This is a genomic window from Myxacorys almedinensis A, assembly GCF_010091945.1.
In the GTDB taxonomy this organism is placed as follows: Bacteria; Cyanobacteriota; Cyanobacteriia; order Leptolyngbyales; family Leptolyngbyaceae; genus Myxacorys; species Myxacorys almedinensis.
Genome location: NZ_WVIE01000010.1, coordinates 45,022 through 66,636, shown reverse-complemented (window position 1 = coordinate 66,636; position 21,615 = coordinate 45,022). Strand labels below are relative to the sequence as shown.

The 21,615-nt window shown below is 48.6% G+C and carries 17 protein-coding genes; 10 read left to right on the top strand and 7 right to left on the bottom strand.

What is annotated here, in order from left to right:
- Nucleotides 1-147: 147 nt before the first annotated feature.
- From GS601_RS10455 to GS601_RS10445, 3 genes are all read left to right on the top strand, one after another.
- Nucleotides 148-843, top strand: coding sequence for a DUF4058 family protein (locus GS601_RS10455; RefSeq protein ID WP_162423225.1), 696 nt, complete (start codon nt 148-150; stop codon nt 841-843).
- 182 nt (nt 844-1,025) lie between these two features.
- A complete protein-coding gene (locus GS601_RS23750) occupies nt 1,026-1,166 on the top strand; it encodes a DUF2887 domain-containing protein (protein WP_338017012.1) in 141 nt (46 codons plus the stop codon).
- On the top strand, nt 1,163-1,339 hold the full coding sequence (locus tag GS601_RS10445) for a DUF4351 domain-containing protein (protein ID WP_162423224.1): 177 nt from the start codon (nt 1,163-1,165) through the stop codon (nt 1,337-1,339). Before GS601_RS23750 ends, GS601_RS10445 begins: the two co-directional genes overlap by 4 nt.
- Here the strand turns inward: GS601_RS10445 and GS601_RS10440 are convergent.
- The 3 genes from GS601_RS10440 to GS601_RS10430 form a co-directional block, all read right to left on the bottom strand.
- The gene (locus GS601_RS10440) at nt 1,336-2,331 is read right to left on the bottom strand and encodes a helix-turn-helix transcriptional regulator (protein WP_162423223.1); all 996 of its coding nucleotides are present in this window, start codon (nt 2,329-2,331) and stop codon (nt 1,336-1,338) included. The genes GS601_RS10445 and GS601_RS10440 overlap by 4 nt on opposite strands.
- Before the next feature lie 329 nt (nt 2,332-2,660).
- Complete coding sequence (locus GS601_RS10435) at nt 2,661-6,239, bottom strand: AAA-like domain-containing protein (protein ID WP_162423222.1); 3,579 nt, start codon at nt 6,237-6,239, stop codon at nt 2,661-2,663.
- Nucleotides 6,240-6,443: 204 nt separating this feature from the next.
- Complete coding sequence (locus GS601_RS10430) at nt 6,444-7,772, bottom strand: AAA-like domain-containing protein (RefSeq protein ID WP_238393196.1); 1,329 nt, start codon at nt 7,770-7,772, stop codon at nt 6,444-6,446.
- A gap of 1,202 nt (nt 7,773-8,974) precedes the next feature.
- Between GS601_RS10430 and GS601_RS10425 the strand changes: the two genes are divergently transcribed.
- Complete coding sequence (locus GS601_RS10425; RefSeq protein WP_162423220.1) at nt 8,975-10,777, top strand: putative bifunctional diguanylate cyclase/phosphodiesterase; 1,803 nt, start codon at nt 8,975-8,977, stop codon at nt 10,775-10,777.
- Between the two features lie 41 nt (nt 10,778-10,818).
- On the opposite strand, the gene wecB is transcribed toward GS601_RS10425, so the two are convergent.
- Nucleotides 10,819-11,931, bottom strand: a complete 1,113-nt coding sequence (wecB, locus tag GS601_RS10420) for a non-hydrolyzing UDP-N-acetylglucosamine 2-epimerase (RefSeq protein WP_162423219.1) — start codon at nt 11,929-11,931, stop codon at nt 10,819-10,821.
- Between the two features lie 281 nt (nt 11,932-12,212).
- A complete protein-coding gene (locus GS601_RS10415; RefSeq protein WP_162423218.1) occupies nt 12,213-12,596 on the bottom strand; it encodes a hypothetical protein in 384 nt (127 codons plus the stop codon).
- 768 nt (nt 12,597-13,364) lie between these two features.
- Between GS601_RS10415 and GS601_RS10410 the strand changes: the two genes are divergently transcribed.
- The 3 genes from GS601_RS10410 (at nt 13,365) to GS601_RS10400 (ending at nt 18,098) form a co-directional block, all read left to right on the top strand.
- Nucleotides 13,365-13,736, top strand: a complete 372-nt coding sequence (locus GS601_RS10410; RefSeq protein WP_238393195.1) for a hypothetical protein — start codon at nt 13,365-13,367, stop codon at nt 13,734-13,736.
- Nucleotides 13,737-14,052: 316 nt separating this feature from the next.
- Entirely contained in the window at nt 14,053-16,260 is a 2,208-nt protein-coding gene (locus GS601_RS10405; RefSeq protein WP_162423216.1) for a pentapeptide repeat-containing protein, read from the top strand.
- Nucleotides 16,261-16,634: 374 nt separating this feature from the next.
- Nucleotides 16,635-18,098, top strand: coding sequence for an LCP family protein (locus tag GS601_RS10400; protein WP_338017011.1), 1,464 nt, complete (start codon nt 16,635-16,637; stop codon nt 18,096-18,098).
- A 54-nt stretch (nt 18,099-18,152) separates the two neighbouring features.
- On the opposite strand, the gene GS601_RS10395 is transcribed toward GS601_RS10400, so the two are convergent.
- Nucleotides 18,153-18,659: an MAPEG family protein gene (locus GS601_RS10395; RefSeq protein WP_162423215.1), complete on the bottom strand. Its 507-nt coding sequence runs from the start codon at nt 18,657-18,659 to the stop codon at nt 18,153-18,155.
- A 143-nt stretch (nt 18,660-18,802) separates the two neighbouring features.
- Here GS601_RS10395 and GS601_RS10390 point away from each other — a divergent pair, with 143 nt between their 5' ends.
- From GS601_RS10390 to GS601_RS10380, 3 genes are all read left to right on the top strand, one after another.
- Nucleotides 18,803-19,717 (top strand): restriction endonuclease, encoded by a 915-nt coding sequence (locus GS601_RS10390; protein ID WP_162423214.1) that lies wholly within the window; start codon nt 18,803-18,805, stop codon nt 19,715-19,717.
- Between the two features lie 103 nt (nt 19,718-19,820).
- Nucleotides 19,821-20,153: a DUF6883 domain-containing protein gene (locus GS601_RS10385; protein ID WP_162423213.1), complete on the top strand. Its 333-nt coding sequence runs from the start codon at nt 19,821-19,823 to the stop codon at nt 20,151-20,153.
- A gap of 3 nt (nt 20,154-20,156) precedes the next feature.
- Nucleotides 20,157-20,417 (top strand): DUF4926 domain-containing protein, encoded by a 261-nt coding sequence (locus GS601_RS10380; protein WP_162423212.1) that lies wholly within the window; start codon nt 20,157-20,159, stop codon nt 20,415-20,417.
- A 1-nt stretch (nt 20,418) separates the two neighbouring features.
- Here the strand turns inward: GS601_RS10380 and aroB are convergent, their stop codons facing one another.
- Nucleotides 20,419-21,519, bottom strand: coding sequence for a 3-dehydroquinate synthase (gene aroB / locus GS601_RS10375; protein WP_162423211.1), 1,101 nt, complete (start codon nt 21,517-21,519; stop codon nt 20,419-20,421).
- Between the last annotated feature and the right edge of the window lie 96 nt (nt 21,520-21,615).

The following is a 21,615-nucleotide window of genomic DNA, read 5'->3' as shown; positions in this document are numbered from 1 at the left end:
AGAATTATCAACAAGAATAAAAGGTAGATGCAGGAAACTCAAAGCGATTTTGGCGGTTTGCGGAACTTTTTTTGACCCCTAGAGGAACTTTTTTGACTGAATGCGATCGCATATTCTGAAAGTAGCCGTTCAGCGATCGCAGACCTCATGCCCCTCCTCGACCACTTTCGTCCGCCATTAAGCCTCAAACGCCACTGGCATAGTTTCCACAATGCCTGGTCAACCTATCTTGCAGAGGCACTCAACCAATCCTTGCCAGAGGGTTACTTTGCCGAACCCAATGCTCAATTTGGGATTGAAATCGATATCGCCACCTTTAGCGAAACCAACCTCCCCGATTCCACACCTGTTGCAACTCAATGGACTCCGCGATCGCCAACCGCAACGCTGCCGTTTCAACCTACAACCGATAGCGTCGAAGTGCAGATTTTCAGCACTCAAGCTGGACCCACTCTCGTTGGAGCCATTGAACTCGTCAGCCCCGCCAATAAACATCGTCCGACGCATCGCAATGCGTTCACTTCAAAATGTCAAACCTATCTGCAACAAGGCATTGGGCTAGTGATTGTCGATATTGTGACAACCCTTTCTGCAAACTTGCACAACGAGTTAATGGAACGGTTAGATCTACAACCTGTTTCTCTAGAGACGGGGCTGTATGCCGTTGCCTATCGAGTGGCTGAAAGCGATGGGGCTTCTCGGCTTGACTTTTGGCAAGAACCTCTGACCCTTACTAAAGAACTGCCAACGGTGCCTCTTTTCCTAAAGGGCGGGCTTTTCTTACCGATCGATTTAGAGCAAACATACCATCTCACCTGTACGAGACAACGCATTTCTGAATGAAACTGCGATCGTATTGTAAGTCTGGAGATAAAACAGTACGCTTGATCCGATGAACTTCAGAGCGATCGTATGCGGCGTGATCCAATTTTTTATCAGATGTTTCAGCGGTCTCCTCAACTGTTATTTGATCTGCTGGGAGATCGACCAGCAATGCCGCAGAATACCGATTCGATTCGGTAGCAGTGAAAGAACCAAAATTTGAAATCGATGGAGTGTTTCTGCCGCCAGAATCAGAACCCGGAACGGTTTACTTCTGCGAAGTTCAAATGCAAAAGGACAAGAAGCTTTATGAACGGCTCTTTGGCGAATCGCTTCGTCGATGAAGCAGAAGCCCCGGAGGTTGCTAGATCGTTGCTATCTGCGCGACCCCTCGTGGGTATCTCTTCAAGATCGCGCCTCTGTTTTATCCTCCGAACAACTCGAAGCATTGGGTGAGGCATTGTTAGATTTGTCGTCTGTTCGCGATTTAGAAGCTTGGTTTGCCACCAATTCTTAACTCACAAATAACTTTCTACGCTGCATTTGATAGTCCTTCGGGTTCACGCCAAACTTTTTGCGAAACGCCTCAGCAAAATGGCTCCGATTCGCAAAGCCAATCGCTTGAGCCACTTCGGATACTTTCATCTCTTCCGATTCCAACAATTGCCGCGCCTGCTCCAATCGATACTCATGCAAATAAGCAAAAGCAGGCTTACCAAACTGTTGCCGAAATCCCTCTTTCAATGCCCGACTATTTAACCCAACTTGCTGCGCCAACTCTACGATCGAGGGTGGATGATCCAACTGTTGAATCAAGATTTCTCGTGCTCGGTGAATGCGATCGCGCTCTTCCCCCTCAATTTTCAGGGGTGCTGATTGTCCTTTCTGAATCGCTGTTTCCTCTTCCAGCACCAAGGCTGAAACTTCTAACGCTTTTCCCTCCAAAAACATTCGCTTGATCGTTCCTTGATACGGACAGCGCAAAATTTGCCAAAGTAATCGCTGGATCGTTGGCGAAATTGTTCCAACTCGCGTGTATTGAAGCTGATCCGATGGACGAACCAGCGATCGCAATTCTGTTGGTAGCTCTCCCTGACGATTGCCGACAAACGATCGGAAGAAATCAGGATGCATATTGATGTGAACCTCCAAAAGCGGATCACAGTTAGAGGGAGCTATCATGAGATGGCTTGGTGAAAATCCACTACCATACAGCGCAAATTGATTGTTATCCACCTCGGTAGATCGATCTTGATGCTGTCCTGAAAGATGAAAGTGATAGTTTAGCCATGCTTTGCTCTCTGGTACCTCGACCTGAATCCCATTCCACAATCGATGATCCTCAATCCGAATCTCCAACCCTTCCCGTAATTCAAGCGATCGCGAGTACCCTTCGCCCATTAATGGAGAAACAGTGAAACCCTGGTCGAACTCGTCTTCAGGATCAAACGGAGCCTCCATCGGGCTAAGCATCTGATCATAGGCTTCTCCAGATAAGCGCATTGGCATGATTAACTAAGGCATTCTGTTAATAATCTTTTTCAATAGTGTGACACAAATTGTCTGGAAAAAATGTAGCGATCGCGCTAAATTCTACGATCCGGAGAGTAGGGTTGGAACGGAGGGTAGACGCACTCAAGGGCTGCCGAGTTAATAATAAACTAACGTCATCAAATAGCATCTATCACCAATGTCTAGGGTGAAAGATCAGTGACTAAAAATTGCTATTAATACGTCATTGGGAATGCCTAAAACAACACGTTAATCAACTAGTAAATAATTGCTATGGGCATCATTAGGTATTATTGATAGTGAAAAGTATTAATCATTGCAGAGGGCTAATCATCGCAGAGGGCGCGATCGCGGCTCTCAACCTCGCGATTTGTCTTTAAATAATCTCGCACCCAGTTGCAGGCGGCTGTTTTAGGATCGAGCGTCAGAACTTGCTGCAAATTCCACACGATAATTGTTTTATCGGCGCTAGAAGATGCCAGCAATTTTCCATCCGGGCTAAAATCAATACCTCGAATAGCATCGGTTTGCCCACTCAGCGTTCGTAATAGCGTTCCATCTAGTGCCCATAATTTGATTGTTTTATCTGCACTAGCTGACACAATCATCTTCCCATCTGGGCTAAACTTCACCGCATACACCGTGCCTTGATGCCCGTCTAACGTTTTGAGCAGCGTGCCGTCTAGCGTCCAGAGCCTGACTGTTTTGTCAGAGCCTCCACTGGCCAGGGCAACCGGGTTTGCACCTGCGATCGGCACTGCCACACTATCTACTAACGTTGCAGAAGCGCGAGTTGCTCTAGGATTGAACGCCACCGCTCGGACATCCGCTTGATGCTCAGCTAACGTTGCCAACAGTGCCCCATCTTTGACTCGCCAAAGTTTTACCGTGCCATCTAAGCTGGCAGACGCAATTTTCTGACCATCGGCACTCACCGCCACCTTCCGAATCGCATTAGTATGCCCCGTCAAGGTTTTAATGAGCGTTCCATCGCGCTGTCGCAGTCTAATCTGCTTTTTGCGCCCGCCCGTAATAAACCAGTCTCCTGCTGGGCTAAACTCTAGGCTGTAAATGGTTTCCCCAGGCTCAGCCAACGTTTTGATCAGCACGCCGTGGCGGTTTCGTAGCTGAATGTCTTGATCAAACTCAACCAAGGCAATCTCTTTGCCATCGGGGCTGGCTTTTGCCTCTGTCACCCAGCGCCAATCGCCGCGAAGTGTCTTCAGCAAAATTCCGCTCTGCGTCCAGAACTTGACGGTTTTATCTTGACTTGCGCTGATCAGCAATTTTCCATCGGCGCTAAAATTTACCGACTGCACGAGGGATCGATGCCCTTCTACACGAGTCAACAGTCCGCCGTTTAAGCGCCACATCCGGGCGCTCTGATCGGCACTGGCGGTCATCACGTACTGGTAATCTGGGCTAAACGCTACGCTCCAAATAATATTGTCGTGCCCTCGTAGCGTCGTCAGCAACGTGCCATCGCGTCCCCAAAGTTTCAGCGTTTTATCGAAGCCAACCGATGCGATCGCGGCTCCATCAGCGCGAATTGCGATCGCCGTCACCCCTTGATGATCACTGTTCAGCGCGTTGATCAGCGTGCCATCTCGTCGCCATAGGCGAATCTTATCGTCTAGCCCCCCAGAGACAAACGATTGACCATCGGGGTGAAACGCCACGCTCATGACTCCATCTCGATGCCCATCGAGGGTTTTGAGCAGCGTGCCCTCGCGGTTCCAGAGCTTGATCGTCTGATCTAGGCTGCCAGAGATCAACCCCTGCCCATCCGGGCTGAAGCTGACGCTCTGCACCGGTGCCTGATGCCCGTCGAGGGTTTTGAGCAGCGTGCCCTCGCGGTTCCAGAGTTTGATGGTGTTGTCTTGGCTAGCGGATGCAAGGCTTTGCCCATCGGGGCTAAAGGCGAGTCCATTGATCGAGGCAGCATGTCCTGGCAGAGACCGGACGAGCCACCCATCGTGCGTCCAGAGCCGGATGGTGTTGTCTGCCCCTGCCGTGGCGATCGTCGTGCCATTGGGGCTAAAGGCGGCGGCTAAAACACTCGATTGGTGCCCTTTCAAGGTAGTGACTTGGGAGCCGTCTCGTCGCCAGAGGGTGGCTCTTCCGTCGTCGCTACAGGTCAGAATATATTCACTGTCTGGGCGAATGCTGACGCAGCGCACCTCGCTCTGCTGCCCAGATAGCCGATTAGACTCGGTTGCAGAATAGACGGCTTGCCCCAGCGCCCGTTCGACTTGCTGCCCAATGGCAGGGTCAACCACGCGGAGGCTAGTTTGGTAGTGCTGAGCGCGCAGGGCTGTGATCAGGGCATCGAGTCCCTTGCCAACGCTATACAACGCCTCCGAGGTGCTGGCGATCGCTCGGGTTTCATTCTGAGCGGCGCGGCGATATTGCCCATAGGCCAGCAATCCCAACGCGATCGCAGCAACCAACTTTAAACTCATAAACCCGATCAACAGTCGCTGTCGCTTTGTGCTCTGCCGTTCTAAATCGAGTCGTGCGGCAATTTCCTGGGTTCGTGCCGCTTCTAGATCGCGCTGCACCTCGCGCCGATCAAAGCTCTGACCTGCGGCTAAAAACTGATAATCTTGATCGCTCAAACTTTTGCCAACTGACCATGCTTGAGCATCGAGCAGGGCCTGACCTCTCAACAGGCGCGAGTCATCGCTTCCTTTAGAACGCAGCCAACTACTGAGGGATTCGGCATAAGGGCGCAACCGGGCTAACTGCTGTTCTACCCACGCCAAATCAAACACCGCCGCATACACCGGGTTTCTAACTCGGAGGTGCCCGTGGTGCTTTTGGGCAAGCCCTGACAAAATCAGTTCTAGCTGTTCGCGGCTCTCGTCGGCTCCGATCGAGTGGCACTCTGCGCTAATCGCCCTGTCACCGTTCTGAGGTGACCCATTGGGCTCTGCCTCTGGCGCTTGGTTGAGCAAAATTTGCTGATAGAGTCCGAGCAATCGCCCCGCGCGCGGCTCGTTGGTAAGAATGCGATCGCGAATCGTCCGCAGATGTTCGGGTTCGTCTTGCGCTTCCCAATTGTCAATCAGGTGTTTGTGGAACAGAAGATCAAGGTCTGATGCGGCAGGAGAAGCGGTGGCACAAGAGCCATCGAGCGTCTTGCTTTTTAACTCTTGAACCACCAGTTGACACAGTTTTTGGGTTAAAAATGGCTGTCCACCCGTCCACTTTAAAACGTGCCGTAGCACCGTTTTAGGATTGCTCACGACGGTTGCTAACCCTGGCAAAAGCGGCAGTGCTTCTGTCAGTCGAAAGCCATCGAGTTCGATCGCATGACCGATGTTGAACGGCGTCCGGGTTTTGTCGGCAACCAAGTCTGTCGGGGTTGCCACGCCCAGTAAGGCAAAGCTGAGCCGCTCAAATGCCCGATACTCTGATCGCTGGTCGTAGCAGGCTCGGATCAGCGCAAAAAAATCATCTACCGAAAAATCGAGGCTCAAAACGCTGTCAATTTCATCAATAAAAATGACAATTTTTCCCGGAAGTTCCTCCAAGACAACCGTTCTCAAAAATTCCGCCAATCGATTGACCACCGTCAGATGAGCGCGATCGCGCCACCACACCCCCAACCGCACCGACAGCCCAAAGCTACTCACCATAGAGGCGGCGATCGAGGCATACCACTGTTCGCTGCTGACCTGCTGAATCCCGATGGCGGTAATGTCGATCGCACAGCAAGCTACACCCTGCGATCGCAGCCGTTGCATGGTTTGCACCCGCAAACTCGACTTCCCCATCTGTCGCGAGTTAAACACATAACAAAACTCGCCGTTGAGCAGGGCGTGATAGAGTTCCTCGTCTGCCTGCCGTTTTACATACGACGGCGCGTCGGGTGGCAGACTGCCGCCTACCTGATAATTCATGAGGTGTCCTGAGGATGGGGCATGGGAGAGCAATCTAGGGCGGTGCAGAGTCGGGTCTCGGTTGCGACTCGCGATCCTACGGATGAGCCGCCACGATCGCGGCTTGTGACCCAGACGAAGCCATGATACCGAGGAAAATTGATACGAAAAAACAGGATCACACTGAAAACCATCATACTCAACCTTGTCATCCGTAGTTGCGGATTATGAGGTTGCCAAGACCTGAGAAAAATAGTTGCGATACAACGCACAGCTAGGGCTAACCTGCTGTTCCTGAATCCGCACCAACCCTTTACTTTGCAGCTTAAAGGCTTGCATTGGCTCCAACTCTAGGGGCGCAGAAGACAGCACGACTCGCTTGAGCGCTGCCAGCAGGTCAGGATATTTCTGCAAATCAGATAGCAAATTGCGTAAGTGCGATCCATACACCCCATCGATCGCGCTGGAATGATTCACCAATTGCTCTAAAGACGCCGATTGCATACTCAAACAATGCAGCCCTACCTGCACCAAGTACGGACTGCCGCCTGTCAACATCATCAGTTCTGCACCCGCCTGATCAAGATTCTCAACGCCGTAGCGCTGCGCCAAATCTAGGACTTGTTCGGCGTTAAACAAGGGAAGCTCGATCGCAAGCCCAGCATTAAACGGGGATTGATTTAGGTTTAAGGGCACATACACTTCTGTGGAATGGATCAGTACAATCCGAAGTTTTCGCCATAGTTCGCTTTTCGCATCACCATAGCGGGCTTTTTCATACCACGCCCGCAGCATGCCAAAAAAATCGCTGGCAATGTGAGGATAGTCAAACACCACATCAACTTCATCTAGCGCCAGCACCAGGGGCTGATCGATCTTTGGCAAAATATAGCTTTCAAAATAGTTTGTACAGTTATAACTATTGCCAAATAAATCATCCCAATGGTGGTCAACCTGGTTGGGCAGTTCAAGATTTTGCGTTACCACGGCGCAAAACCACTGCAAAAACCGCTTCAAGTCTGTAAAAACGGCTGTGTCTGCCAAGTGCAAACTCGTCATCGTTGTTGAGAAGCGCTGATCTCTGAGTTGAGCTAACACCCTTGCCGCTAAAGAGGTTTTTCCCATCTGACGCGGTGCCTTGATGCGGATTAACGCACCGGGTTGCAGCAATCCTTCGTGGCAGAGGGCTTCGCTTGGCGGACGATGAATATAAAACGGAGAATCGATCGGTAGCTGACCCGTCAACATCACTTGCTGCCGCCCGCTTGCCGTGGCTAGGTCAGAATCTGTGAAATCTTCTGTTCCGAGGGTTAGCCCAAACGCTCGAAAATAGTTCTCTAGGGTCTGCTGATCAACCGCCACTTTTCGACCCCGGACTCTCGCCAACGTATTGGGGCTAAGCCCAGTGCGATCGCTCAGTTCCTGTAAGGTGTAGGGCTTACCCGAAGGGTGGTGCTCAGGGGCGCGCTGTTCAGCCGCCTGCAAGCGCTGCCATCCTCTAAGACTAAGGATGATTCCACGTTTACGTTTGGCAGGCTGGCTTTGGTGGGTCATAGAATGTGACATGAAATGGGGGTGACGAAACTAAAAATGATATAGACCAAAAAAGCAAAACTTGGGGCTTCAACGGCTCTTCGGAAGATAATACTACGACTATATAAATTTCAATTCTAGAACCCGCATCGTTAAATTCTAGTCTGCCATCCCCCGCCGTACACTAGTGCCCTAAACCGTTTATATAGATATTTTTTGGGGTCATGCCATCATTTATTTTTTGGGGTCATGCCATCATTCACTTAAATTTGAAGCGTTCAACTTTTCCAAACTAATCTGCCATCTGTGCCAACCTGCCTCACACTTCTTCTTGTTTCTTTAAAGAAAGCTACATTACATTCTACTTATTCAAAGAACGCTATATTACATTGATAAGGTTCCTGGCTTCCTTCAACAAACTTCAAATTAAGCTGAATCTGTTAAGGCGTCACGCTCATTCCTTCATAATCTAAAAATCTTTGAACCCATCTTAAGTTTGCATTGCATGTCGTCGCATCAGTACGGAGAAAACAGGCTAGATCTAGGGTATTCAATTACTTGAGAATACAGTGCAACCGTAATTTCTTCAGGTTTTCCTGTAGTTATTTGTTAAATTGTGGGCTTAATTGGTGATCTTGAGTAGTCAAGAAATGAGTTCGAGGGCAAACTTAACTCGGAGTAGTAAAATTTACTATCCGCACAATCCTCACCTCAGTAGGCTCTATAAAGTAACCACTTGTTTTCTTTATATTGCTTGCCTTCCTAGACACTTTCAAACGCCAAAAGTGGCTTTTTTAACGAGTTCCTGAAAGCATTTCAACTGTAAAACCCCTAAAATGTATGGCGATCAAACCATGCCAATTCAGATAGGTCTAACCGACTCCGCTAAAGCTCAAAAATTAGAGCGCGTGGCACTATACATTACTCAGCGCAAACAGAATCTAAAATCAGGATAAAGATTTAGGTGACACAACGTTTAAATCATCTGAAACTAAACAGAATAGGCTTTTGTTATTCCTGTTTAGTATTTCTGCTCGGTTCTTGCTGCCAAATAGCTAACAACTATGCTCTCCCCCTTTAAAGATTACGAAGAGATGACGATCGCATCGTTGTTCAGGTATGGGCAATTGGTTCTCAAATTTTTTGAGGCGTGGTTCATGCTTTTCTTTAATGCGGATTTAAATCAAATTTAAGAGTTCATAAATTTCACCTTATAAGCTTCGATGAAGACAATCTTGGTGATCGAGGACGATGAAACGATCCGGTCAAATCTTCTAGAAATATTAGATTTGGAAGGATTTCGGGTGCTGGGTGCAGAGCAGGGCGTAGCCGGGGTGCGTAAGGCAACCGCTTACTTGCCCGACCTAATTTTGTGCGATATTCGGATGCCTGAACTTGATGGATACGGCGTTTTAGAAGCGCTCCGTAGTCACCCGTTGACAGCAGCCATTCCAGTCATTTTTCTGACTGCAAAATGTGAGCATCAAGAAGTTCGGCGCGGCATGAACTTGGGTGCAGATGACTATCTGATAAAACCTTGTTCGGTGACAGAGCTATTGGCTGCGATCGCATCTCGTCTGACCAAACGCACTGCGATCGCTCAACTTTACGCCAACGAGCAGCGCCAAGCCGTCGAGGCCCTCCAGCGAGGAGCCGCATTAGATCCGCTCACCCAACTTCAAACCCGCAGCTTGCTCTGTCAACAGATCCAACGCTGGACTCTAGAGCACGACCCAGCCTTCTATCCGACCAGCCTTGCAGAGGGGCAGGCGAGTTCTGACCTTGTTAGCAATACTACTGGCGTTGCCAAGCTGCAACGGATCACGATTCTTTGCCTCAACATTCATCGATTTCGCTCGATTAACGCCAGCTTTGGGCACGCCACGGGCGATATTCTCCTGAAAATGGTGGCGCATCGCCTAACCAAACTGGTGGATTCTCACGGTATGCTGGCTCGCCTCAGTGGTGACGAATTTGGCATTGTGCTAACTCGCAACCCTCAACAGGCAGAAGTTGCAGAGTTAGCCCAACATATTGTGAAGTCGATCTCGGCTCCGTTTAAGATCAACGGACGCGAGATTCGCATTCAAATCAGTCTGGGCATTACCCTGAGTGAAGACTTGACCCAGCATCCAGAACACCTGATCACGCAAGCCGAAACGGCACGGCACTGGTGCAAACAGCAGGGGCAGAGCTACCGCTTCTATTCGCCTGAAATGGATGAACTTGAAGTTGAGCGTCGCTTAATTGAGATGGATTTGACCCAAGCCATCGAGCGGGCTGAGTTTCAGGTGCATTATCAACCGCAGGTCAACCTTAGAACCGGCGAAGTGATTGGCATGGAGTCGTTGTTGCGCTGGAACCATCCGGGACGAGGCATGATTTCGCCTGCAACCTTTATTCCGATCGCAGAAGAATTGGGATTAATTGTTCCTTTGGGTGAATGGGTGCTCAAAACGTCTTGCCAGCACGCTAAAAACTGGCAGCAGTGGAGTGCATCTCCTCTGAGAGTGTCGGTTAATCTCTCGATGCGGCAGTTTCAGCAAGATGATTTTGTCGATCGCGTGGCTGCTATTTTGGCTGAAACAGGGCTTGATCCCAAGCTGCTAGTGTTAGAACTCACGGAAACCTGTTTGATGCAAGATGTGAAAACGACCATCACAATTTTGTCGAAACTAAAGGCGCTGGGCATCGAAATTTCCATCGACGATTTTGGGACTGGCTATTCGTCCCTCAACTATCTCAATTCTTTACCGATTGATGCGTTGAAGATTGATCGATCGTTTGTTCAACATTTGGCCACCAGTGAAGGGGCAAATGCAATCTCAACCGCCATTATTGCGATGGCAAAAAGCCTGAGGCTAAAAGTCGTTGCTGAAGGTGTTGAGACAGTCAAGCAACTTTTGGCACTCCAGGAGATGGGTTGCCAAGCGATGCAGGGTTATCTTTACAGCCCCGCTATTCCGATCGCGGAGGTGGAAATTTTGCTACAAGCCGATCGTCGCCTCCAGCTAGCCAGTGCTTAGGAATGACGACCCTACAGAAACTCCTGTATGCCCAGCCGAACTCAGGTCAAATACTGTTCAACAATCCGCACGATCCGCTCTGAAGCTAACCCATCCCCAAAAGGGTTCACCGCATTTGCCATTGCCCCGTAGGCTTGCGGATTGTTGAGCAACTCCGCCGCTTCTTGCAAAATTGTGTCTGGGTTAGTGCCGATCAGCTTTGCCGTACCTGCCATGACTGCTTCCGGGCGTTCGGTGGTTTCTCGTAACACCAAAACAGGCTTACCCAAACTGGGTGCTTCTTCTTGAATGCCGCCCGAATCGGTCAAGAGCAAATAGCAGCGCTGCATTGCCCCAACTAGCTGAGTATAATCTAGCGGCTCTGTTAGAAAGATGCGGGGATGTGCTCCGAGCAGGGCGGACAACGGTTCGCGAACGGTTGGATTTCGATGTAGCGGCAGCAGCAATGCCGTATCTTCAACCTGATCTAGCACCTTGAGGAAGCCGTGAGCAATGTCTTCGAGCGGTTGCCCCCAGTTTTCGCGCCGGTGCACGGTGGCTAAAATTGTGCGATGGCGGCTCCAGTCTAACCCTGGAATATCGCATGCAGGCTGACGATTTGCCACTGCAAGCAAGGCATCGATCACGGTGTTGCCAGTTTGATGAATCTCGCCTAAGACCTGCGATCGCTGCAAGTTTTCCACCGACAACGCCGTGGGCGCAAAGTGAAGCTGAGTCAGTTGCGACACCAACCGCCGATTGGCTTCTTCAGGATAGGGGTTGAATAAGTCCTCTGTCCGCAATCCGGCTTCTACATGCCCCACCGGAATTTTTTGATAAAACGCAGCTAAGGCGGCTGCAAATGCTGTCGTTGTATCCCCTTGGACAAGCACCATGCGGGGCTGGAGCGTTTGAAACAGCGACTCTAAGCCACGCAGCGACCCGCACGTAATGTCGGTTAGGGTTTGTTTGGGCTGCATAATTGCCAGATCATGCCCCGCAGATAGATCAAACAACTGCATCACCTGATCTACCATTTCGCGGTGTTGCCCCGTCAGCACCACCTGGGTTTCAAACGCCTGCGATCGCTGAAACGCTTGGATCACAGGAGCCATTTTGATCGCTTCGGGGCGCGTCCCCACAATTAGACAAACCGGAATTGGAAACTTCAGCATGGAATTTATCGAGTCATAAGAACAGGAACACAGTCAGCACGGCTACCAAGAGCCTTGTTGATCAGGATTTCTGTGTTGACTTTAGCCATCCGGATCGTTCCGAGAGGGAGAATGGTCTTCACTGAATGGTCTTCACTATGGTACCGGAATGCGGCAGGAAGAGAGCACCCGCAATAATGAATCTCTTCCTCGTTTGTGGAGATAAAAAAATTCCCAGCCAAAGCCAGGAATTGTCAGACCAGTTCACCGAAAGCTTCTAAATTTTGAATGATTAAATCAAATTAAATTGACGGGTGATTGATGTCGCAGGTCAAGGGACAAGATGCATAGATAGAGGTATGCAATGGATTTGCTTGACCATTTAGCCAACGCAGCCACTCGACTTCTTGAGGATGAATTCGTTGTGATGTTAAAAAACCAGCCATTAACATGATGCCTACAGCATGAATTCCAATCACAGAAAGGATGGCAAACAAAACTCCGCTTAACGGCAGGATAGCGTGCAGCGCTCCGGCTAATAGAGCACCAACTGAAACAACTAAAGCTAGTAGCGGAAAGCCGATGACAATCATGCAAACTATAAGCGTAAACGTCCACAGTAGAAAGCTTTTGGCAGCTAATAAGAAATATAAACTGTCCGAATCTTGGCTACGCGCTAACGTCATGTCAATTCTCCCAGAGCTAGATTTATTGTGTTTAGTTTAGAAACTCATCGTAGCGATCCCCGTCATCTTTTTAGAGGTCGGTAAAGCCAATCGCTATTGGTTAGAAATCAGTATAGAGAAATACTCTTTTAATGTGAATACTAGTTCAAGAAAGTTTAAACTTTAAAGGGTTTTAAAGGGTCAAATCTTTCTGTTGAGTAATTATGCTTAGCGCCAAGAGTTCGCGATGAAGGATTCAGTTTCCTGCTAAAAGTTAGAGATGGTGGCTGTTAGTTCAGGCGGTGATTGGCTTTGCTAACCTTTGGGGGTTAAGAGCATTAATATCAAGAGCAGAACATAGGTACTTTGTGCGATCGCACATTATTTGTTGATTATTGCTAAGATGTATGACAAAAAATGAGAACTCAACCAATACTCGCCAATTCTGTAGGCGTCTCTGCTGGCAATCAGGTTCTATTCTTAGCTCATATTAAATAGATTAGTTGTGCGATCGCTAATTTAGTTTGCGCCATGTATCTAAGCCAAATCTGTTTAGCTTGCTGCTCTCTGGTGTAAAACAATTCCTCAGCTTTTAGAAAGAAAATTAGAGTTTAAAAATACTTCAAACGTTTATACAGCTTGTATCTCTTGCGAAAGAAGAAATGAAAGGCTCTCTCACCTACCGTTGAAGACGAAGCGCACGCCAATGGGGAACCTACTGTGCGCTATGTGAATTCAGCCGCGTAAAGGCAGTTTTGCTACACAAATTGCGAGAAACGAATGGAGTTTATGATGAAAAAATTGATTTCTAGGGTAGTAGCTTCTATCAGTTCATTATTTGAAGTATTTCAGATCAGACAGGTCTTGTCGGTTGTTATGGTCGGGTTTTTGCTATTCACGACCCTAGCTGAGTTGCCAAACAATAGCCGCGCCGCTACCAAAACCATAGATAAGGCTGTTAGCCAAGATAAGTCTGATAGACCAAAAACAACGGGTCAGTGGAACAAAGAAGCCCGTCAGACGGAAGGCGAAACTGGAGAGCGGCTTGAGCGAATTGGGAAAGAGTCTGCCGAAGCAGTCAAAGATTTTGGCGAAATGTATTCCGATACTGCTAAGCGGAGTGTTCGTGCGCTGAAAGATAACGCAGCACAGTCAAACTAATCGTGCCATTGCTCCCTGAAGAAGCATCTGATAGCTAAGCTATATTCAGATGCTTTTTCTTTGTTTTTGTCGGGTCATTTTGCGTTTCTCTTCCGGTTGTGCTATTTGGAGCAAAACTTAGATCAAAACCTGTATGAATTGTATAGTGATCGAAGTTGTAAGATGTGTAGGTTGCTAGATCTTTGAGTTCTTCGAGTCTTGAAAAACCCGATCTCACGAGGGATTTAGGCTTGCTCGATAAAACTGAACATTTTGATTAAGTGACCATCCTCCGGTATAAAGGGCAAACAGTAAATAATGTTGTGTTTGTCATTCTGTGCAATCTAAAGTTCTTGCTTGCCTGCTCTCTGTTGCGATCGCGGTGCTAACCTTTGGTGTTGCTTTGCCTGCGATCGCGGCAAACTCTGCACTCCTTGCGATCTCGCCCCGCGATCTCACCCCGCTCACCCTCGATCTGTTACAAGAACGCCTGCGATCGCCAATTGCCAGCGAAGGAAACCGCCTTCTTGATCTGCGGCGAATGGACATCGATTTGCGTCCGGAAAATGCAGCCTTTCGTGAGCAGTTTTATAGTTTGCTGCAAGCTCATCTTCAGCGCCCCGGAGCGCCAATGGGCTTAGACCTAAGCTACTCACAGATCCAAGGCGATTTGAGCATCAGCAAATTAGGGCTGCGTGTTCCGTTTTATGATGGGGAAGCCCTTTCGCCGATTTTTACCCCCACAGAACAGGCACAACTCAAGCGCGATCGCCGCCGCCTCTACCGCCTCAGCACTCTATCTCAATCGCTGTTGATTACCCCAACCAAAGACACAACCCTAACGGCACCGCTCCAAATTACGGTCTTTCGAGGTCTGCTAAAGCTGGCTCAAACCCGTGCTACAGGCGCGGCAGATTTTTCTAATACCTTTTTTCTCAACCGAGTCGAGGCCCAGGGAACTCAGTTTCCGGCAGGGGCAAACTTAACGCAAGTTCGGTTTAGTTTGCCCGTGAGTTTTGCGAGTGCCAACTTTGGGCGAGGCGTGCAGTTTCGCAGCAGCATTTTCTTTGGCAAAGCCGACTTTAACCAGGTGCAGTTTCAGGGCGAAGTCAATTTTCAGGGCAGTGAGTTTCAGGCAACTGCTAACTTTAATCAAGCCGTGTTTGACCAACCTGCTAATTTCTCGCGGGTGCAGTGGCAAGGAAATGCTGATTTTGCTCAAACTCACTGGCGTGATCAGGTGCAGTTTAGTAAAGGAAAGTTTAGCCAATCGCTGTTTTTAACCGATGCGACGTTTGAGCAAGCGGCACTTTTTCGAGAAGCCCAGTTCGAGCGCCCGGTCAATCTTCGCGGGGCGACGATTCTTGATCGCGCCGATTTTAGCTACTGCACCTTTGGCGCGGCGGCTTATCTCAATGTGCCGGGGCTACGGTTTGATTCTGATAAAGTCAAAATTTTGGGCGATCCAGGGCAAATCGGGCAGGTGATCTCGGTGCCAACGTTGACCGGAAACGAAAATCTGCTGCGCGAGTTGGTTCGCAACTTCCGGCGATTAGAACAGATTGGGGATGCTAATCAGGTGGATTATTTGCGACAACGGTTGCGATCGCGCCTAGTGCTCCAACAAATCATCGGCACAAACCTCAACAGCGCCAGTGCTGAGCGTCTTCAACGCATCGGGTTTAGCGAAAAACAAGCCGATGCGTTGCTGCTTCGCCGCCGTCAGCAACCCTTTCGCAACCGCACCGAACTGCTGACCCTCGATGAGATTGGCATCGCCACCTATATCAATGTGCGCGATCGCATCATCACCACCGCCCCCTTACCCCCGCTTTTGGATCTGCTCTATCGTCTATCGAGGGCGATCACATGGCTCGGCTTAAGCTTGCTCTTGGTGCTCAGCCGCGACGGCACCAGCTTTTGGCTGATCTTTGGCGTAGGGCTGGTCACTGTTGCTTATTTCAGCATTCTGTTTTGGGTTAGCGATCGCTGGCGCAGGCGCTACCCCACACCCATTTTGCCCACCCCCGAAGAAACCCTCTGGGTAATGGCGCTGGCGACCGGGCTAGCCGCCCTAGGGCTAACGGCGATCGTTCAAACCGCCGATCGCCCTGCAATCACCCTCCTCAGTTGGGCGATCGTTGCCGTCCCCATTCCCCTACTGCTGCTGGTCTTGCTCTATCGCCAAGGGCGGTATCATCCCCTAATAGACACGAGTTACTTTATGGAAGAAGGAACGCTGCGCCAACTGCGAATCTTGATCGGACGCCTCCCCACCATTCCCCGCTACCCCCTGTTTCGAGAACGCTATCTGCCGATTCCCTGGCAGAAACGATGGAACTGGCTCAACTATTTTGACTTTAGTTTCAACAATTTTCTTCGCTTTGGCTTCAACGATCTGCGAATGCGCGACGAGCATCTTCCTGGTCTCATTGCCACCCTGGTCTGGTATCAGTGGACGCTGGGAACGCTGTATATCGCGCTGTTGCTCTGGACGCTTTCAAGAACAATTCCCGGACTCAACTTGTTAATCTACTTCAAGTGAGGCTTCTTTAAGGGATACGTTACCCCGCAGATCCTGCATCATGCAGGATCTGCAAAAATAAGGTTTGTAAAAACCGCAACCGCGATTTTTCGGAACTTTTTAAGCGCGATCGCAGACGCAGAAAATGCCAATCCGAACCATTTTCGCCCAAAGTTCGTCAAATTCCTTGAATTTCTCCCGTTTTTATCGGCAGAATTGGGAAAATAAGATCAACAGGCTGCTTTTGGTACTCTCAGTAGACGATCAGTAGGGTTGACAAGAGTGCGAAAAAAAATGCCATAGAGTACTTAATTGCCTACAATTGAGTCTCTATCTAGCTTAGGCTGTTTCTTAAAAAAAACTGTAGATTTAAAGTTGGTGTCGTGAGGAAACCCGTGAAAACGAATAAGCGTCCTGCTGCGTCTAAAAAAGCTCCCCTCAAGTCAAAATCTCGGAAACCTGCTAAGCCCAAAGGCGTACGCCTACTTTGGCTAGTCTTTTGCTTAGCGGGCGTTGCCATGATTTCTGCCACCGCAGGCGCGTTACTCGCAGTTTCTCTCGCCAGCACCCCCCTGATGCAGCGGCAACTCAGCCCCGCAGAAGCCTCGATTTTTGGCAAAGGCGAAAAGTTTTCCAGCAACACTAACTTACGCCTGCCAGAGCTTACCCGCCCGGTTAATATTCTGGTGATGGGGGTCAAAGTCCTGACTTCCGACCTCGCCAACCCGCCTGAAGAGGCAAAAAATCAGTCTTATCATGCATTGGTCAACTCGTTTGAAGGGCTAACCGACACACTCTTGCTGCTGCGGTTTGATCCAGAAAAACGGAAGCTCAGCGTCATGTCGATTCCGCGAGACACCCGGACGTACATCGCCAATCATGGCATGACCAAAATCAACGAAGCCAACTACTATGGCGGTCCTGCTTTAAGTGCAAAATCGGTGAGTGAATTGCTCGGCGGCGTGGGTATCGATCGCTATGTCACCATTAATGTCCAGGGGGTTGAAGCGCTGATCGAAGCGTTGGGTGGCGTCACCGTTCATGTGCCCAGAGACATGAAATATCAAGACGATAGCCAACATCTTTATATCAACCTCAAAGCCGGACGCCAACACCTCAACGGCGATCAGACCCTCCAGTTGCTCCGCTTTCGCTATGACGAAAATGGCGATATTGGCAGAATTCAACGGCAGCAGATGGTGATGCGCGCCCTGATGGAGCAAGCCTTGAACCCAACAACGGTAGCTCGGTTTCCCAAAATTCTGTCGGTTATTCAGTCTCATATCGACACAAATTTGACGGTCGAAGAACTAGTTGCCCTTGTTGGCTTTGGCACCCAGATAAATCGCTCGAACACCAAGATGCTAATGGTTCCTGGAGAGTTCAGTTCTCCGGGAGAATATATTGCCAGCTATTGGTTGCCGAGCCCAAGCAAAATTCAGGCTCTGATGGCACAGCACTTTGACTTTGGGACAAGCGATCTTAAAGACATCAATCCCAACACTTTAAAGATTGCTGTGCAAGATAGCACTGAGCAAGAGAAGGGATTGCAAAAGGTGATGGAACGGTTGAAAACGGCGGGTTATAACAATGTTTACGAAGCTAAGCCGTGGACTGAGCCGCTAAGGGTGACCCGAATTGTGGCGGAGTGGGGCGATATTAGCAGTGCTGAAGCGGTAAGACGGTCTTTGGGTTATGGCGAGGTGCGGATCGAAAACACCGGTGATTTGCAGTCAGATGTGACGATTCAGTTAGGTAAAGACGCGCTCCAGCCGCCTAAGAAAGCGGCATCATCGGCTAAGAAATCGGCGGAGACCCAGCAGGAGACCCCTCGGCTGATTTTGCCTTCTAGCGATTAGCCTGAAGTTTCTGTCAAAGCGATTAGCGCAAGGCGCAACTTTGAAGGAACCGCTCTACACCAGTCCAATGGTGCCGTAATAAAGACAGGCAAGGCTGCCGACGATGTAGACAAACCAGGTTCCAAAAAAGCCGATTGCACGGGCAGGAGACGGTCCGTAGGTTTGAATTAAGCCCCAGGCGTGAAAAACTCGGGCGATCGCAAGCGTTCCACCGAGCAACCACACAAGCCAAACCGGAGATGGCGCTAATTCCAAGGCAATGATAAATAGGAGCGCTAACGGGACGTGTTCTGTAAAATTGGCGTGTGCTCTCACCGTTCGTTGCAGCACGCCATCCTCGATCGCTTTGGTGACAACTGTTTTTTGGCTTATTTGATCAATCCAAGTTGCCCACCGATTCGGATTTTTTAGATAATCGGGCTGGGTCGCAACATCAGTGCGCGATTCGCCGTGCCAAAGTTTGGTGCGGGTGCGCTCCATCACGACCAGGTAAGACAAGGCGAAGGCAATTAATCCGTGAATACCGATTAAAAAAGTCGAAATTGGAATTGGATTCGTCATGACTCTTTGTTCTGAACCATTCACTCATCATCGCTTGTTGCTGCCGCTTTGATCTAGATGCGTAAGAGTCCAATTTCTGCGATTTTTCTGTGCAATCCTTAGTTGGTAAATTATCATACTGAGGCTTCTTCAAATCGTGCCTAATGACTATTCCAGACTTTCAATCAATCATGTTGCCTTTAATGCAATTTGCAAGTGATGGAAAAGAGCACTCTATTCGAGCAGCAGTAGAGCATTTGTCTAATGTGTTTAACTTAACGGATGCAGAAAAGCAAGATCTTTTACCTAGTGGTAAACAACCAGTCTTCGACAATAGAGTAGGTTGGGCAAGAACGCATCTTAAGAAAGCAGGATTATTAAAATATCCAAGCCGAGCCTTCTTCAAAATTACAGGTCGAGGAATAGAAGTTTTAAATGCTAAACCTATCACAATTAATATTCAGTTATTAAAGCAGTTTCCTGAATATCTCGAATTCATTGGAAGTACAACTCCTAATGGTGCTTCTCCGAATCCAGTCAATGATGATTTGATCAATCAACAGACGCCGGAGGAAGACTTAGAATATGCCTATCAAAAAATTAGAAAAACTTTAGCTCAAGAAATTCTAGATAAAGTAAAAGATTGTTCTCCTAATTTCTTTGAGCGGCTTGTGGTAGAGCTTTTAGTCAGAATGGGATATGGCGGTTCAATCAAGGATGCGGGGAAAGCGATGGGCAAAACAGGCGATGAAGGAATTGACGGAATCATCAAGGAAGATCGACTGGGTTTAGACGTAATTTATGTTCAAGCAAAGCGATGGAATGATACTGTGGGTCGTCCAGAGATTCAAAGATTTGTGGGTGCTTTAGCAGGTCAAGGCGCAAAGAAAGGAATTTTTATTACGACATCCAAATTCTCTATTCAAGCCTTAGAATATATTCCTAGAAATGACACCAAAGTTGTTCTTGTCGATGGCGAGCAACTTGCTCAATATATGATTGATTTCAATTTAGGAGCATCAACTGTTTCTGAATACCAAATTAAGAAGTTAGACTCTGATTATTTTGAAGGCGAATAGTGTTTAGATTGACATAAGCTCTTGAGTGGTTTACATTCTTAATTAAGAACATTTCTATTTAATTTTAATTATATATTTATCAACTTTTAAGACTTAACTGAATATGAAAAAATTGCCTTTAGAAGTTCAAGACCGAAAATTAACAGAATATCTTCTGATTTATCAGCCAAAATATGATAAATCCATTTTTTTATCTCTGGCTGGCTACACTCCTAAAAACTGGCAAATTCTCAAGCAAGATATACTTGAGGCTGTAGAAGAGAGCGATTTTTCAAAGCCTGATAAGACTCAGTGGGGAAAACGCTTTACTATCGGAGTTGAATGGGCTGCTCCAAATGGGCATCTGCTTAAAGTCATCACAATTTGGCAACAAGATGAAGGAGCAGAAGTGATTCGGTTTGTTACCCTTTACCCCGACAAGTCACAGGAGAATTAGCAAATGGACACAGCAGACTTATTTCAATGGGTGATGATGATACGGGATGTTCCAGACAGTGCAGTGAAAGCAGGCGATCGCGGCGTCGTGGTTGATCATCTCCCTTCAAACCGCAACCAATTAGAACCGGGCTACGCGATCGAGGTTTTCCAAGATGGTGAGACGCTTGATGTTGGCTTTATTCCGGTTTCGTGGGCAACGCCATTACCTCAAATATGGGGCGCACGTGAATCCAACTCAACTGAAATTAGGGCATCCTCCTAGCTCACATTTGTTGCAAGACATGCCGAATCACCTCAGCTTCAACTTGATCGCTAACAATCACCGAGCCAATCTGTCTTGGCAGCACAAATCGAACTTTGCCCTCTTTCACCTTTTTGTCTGATTGCAAGGTGGCTACGATCGCATCTAGATCCATGCCTTCGGGTAGGCGAGTTGGTAAGCCTACTTTTTCGATTAACGCAATTTGTCGATCGCTACTTTCTCGATCCCAAAGTCCCATCTTGACAGCAATTAATCCGGCGGCAACCATCCCGATCGCCACGCCTTCGCCATGATTCACCACGCGGTATCCGGTGAGGCTTTCCACCGCATGTCCGATCGTGTGTCCGTAATTGAGAATTTCCCGCAGTCCTGATTCCTTCTCGTCTTTGCTGACCACATGGGCTTTGGCTTGACACGAACGAGTCAGAATATCTTGCAACAGGTCTTCGCTGACGTAGCGAATCTGATCAAGGCGGGGCGCGTTCTCTAGCTGATCAAAGAGTTCCCTATCCCAAATGATGCCGTATTTGATCACTTCAGCAATTCCGGCTCGAAACTCACGAGCAGGCAACGTCTTCAACACTTGCGGATCGATTAGCACCAATCGCGGCTGATGAAAGGCTCCAATCAGATTTTTGCCCCTCGGATGATTCACTCCGGTTTTGCCACCGATCGCTGCATCAACCATAGCGAGCAACGACGTTGGAACCTGCACGACATTGATTCCTCGCAACCAGGTTGCTGCTGCAAATCCGGTCATGTCGCCAATCACGCCGCCACCAAGCGCCACTAACGTAGACGATCGCTCTAAATGATGTTCTAACGCCGCGTCATAGATTTTTTGAAGCGTTGCCGGAGTTTTGTAGCGCTCTCCCGCAGGCAGAATGCAATGACTGACGGCAAATCCAGCATTTGTCAACGAATCGATGACCCGTTGCCCATAGTGTTTAAATATTGTTGGATTTGAGACGGCAAGAACTTTTTTGCCGAGCTTCTTGGTCGTTTCGTTTGTCATCCAGGTGCCGATTTGATCGAGATTGTGGGATGCGATCGCAATCTCATACGAGTTTTGAGGCAACGAAACCGGAATCACAGCTTGCATGATCAGAACTTCCGCAAAAAACGCTCACTCGCTAATCTTACTACTGAGTGAGAAAGACCTCCATTTCGAGCGGACGGAGAATGCAAGTTAAGTCTC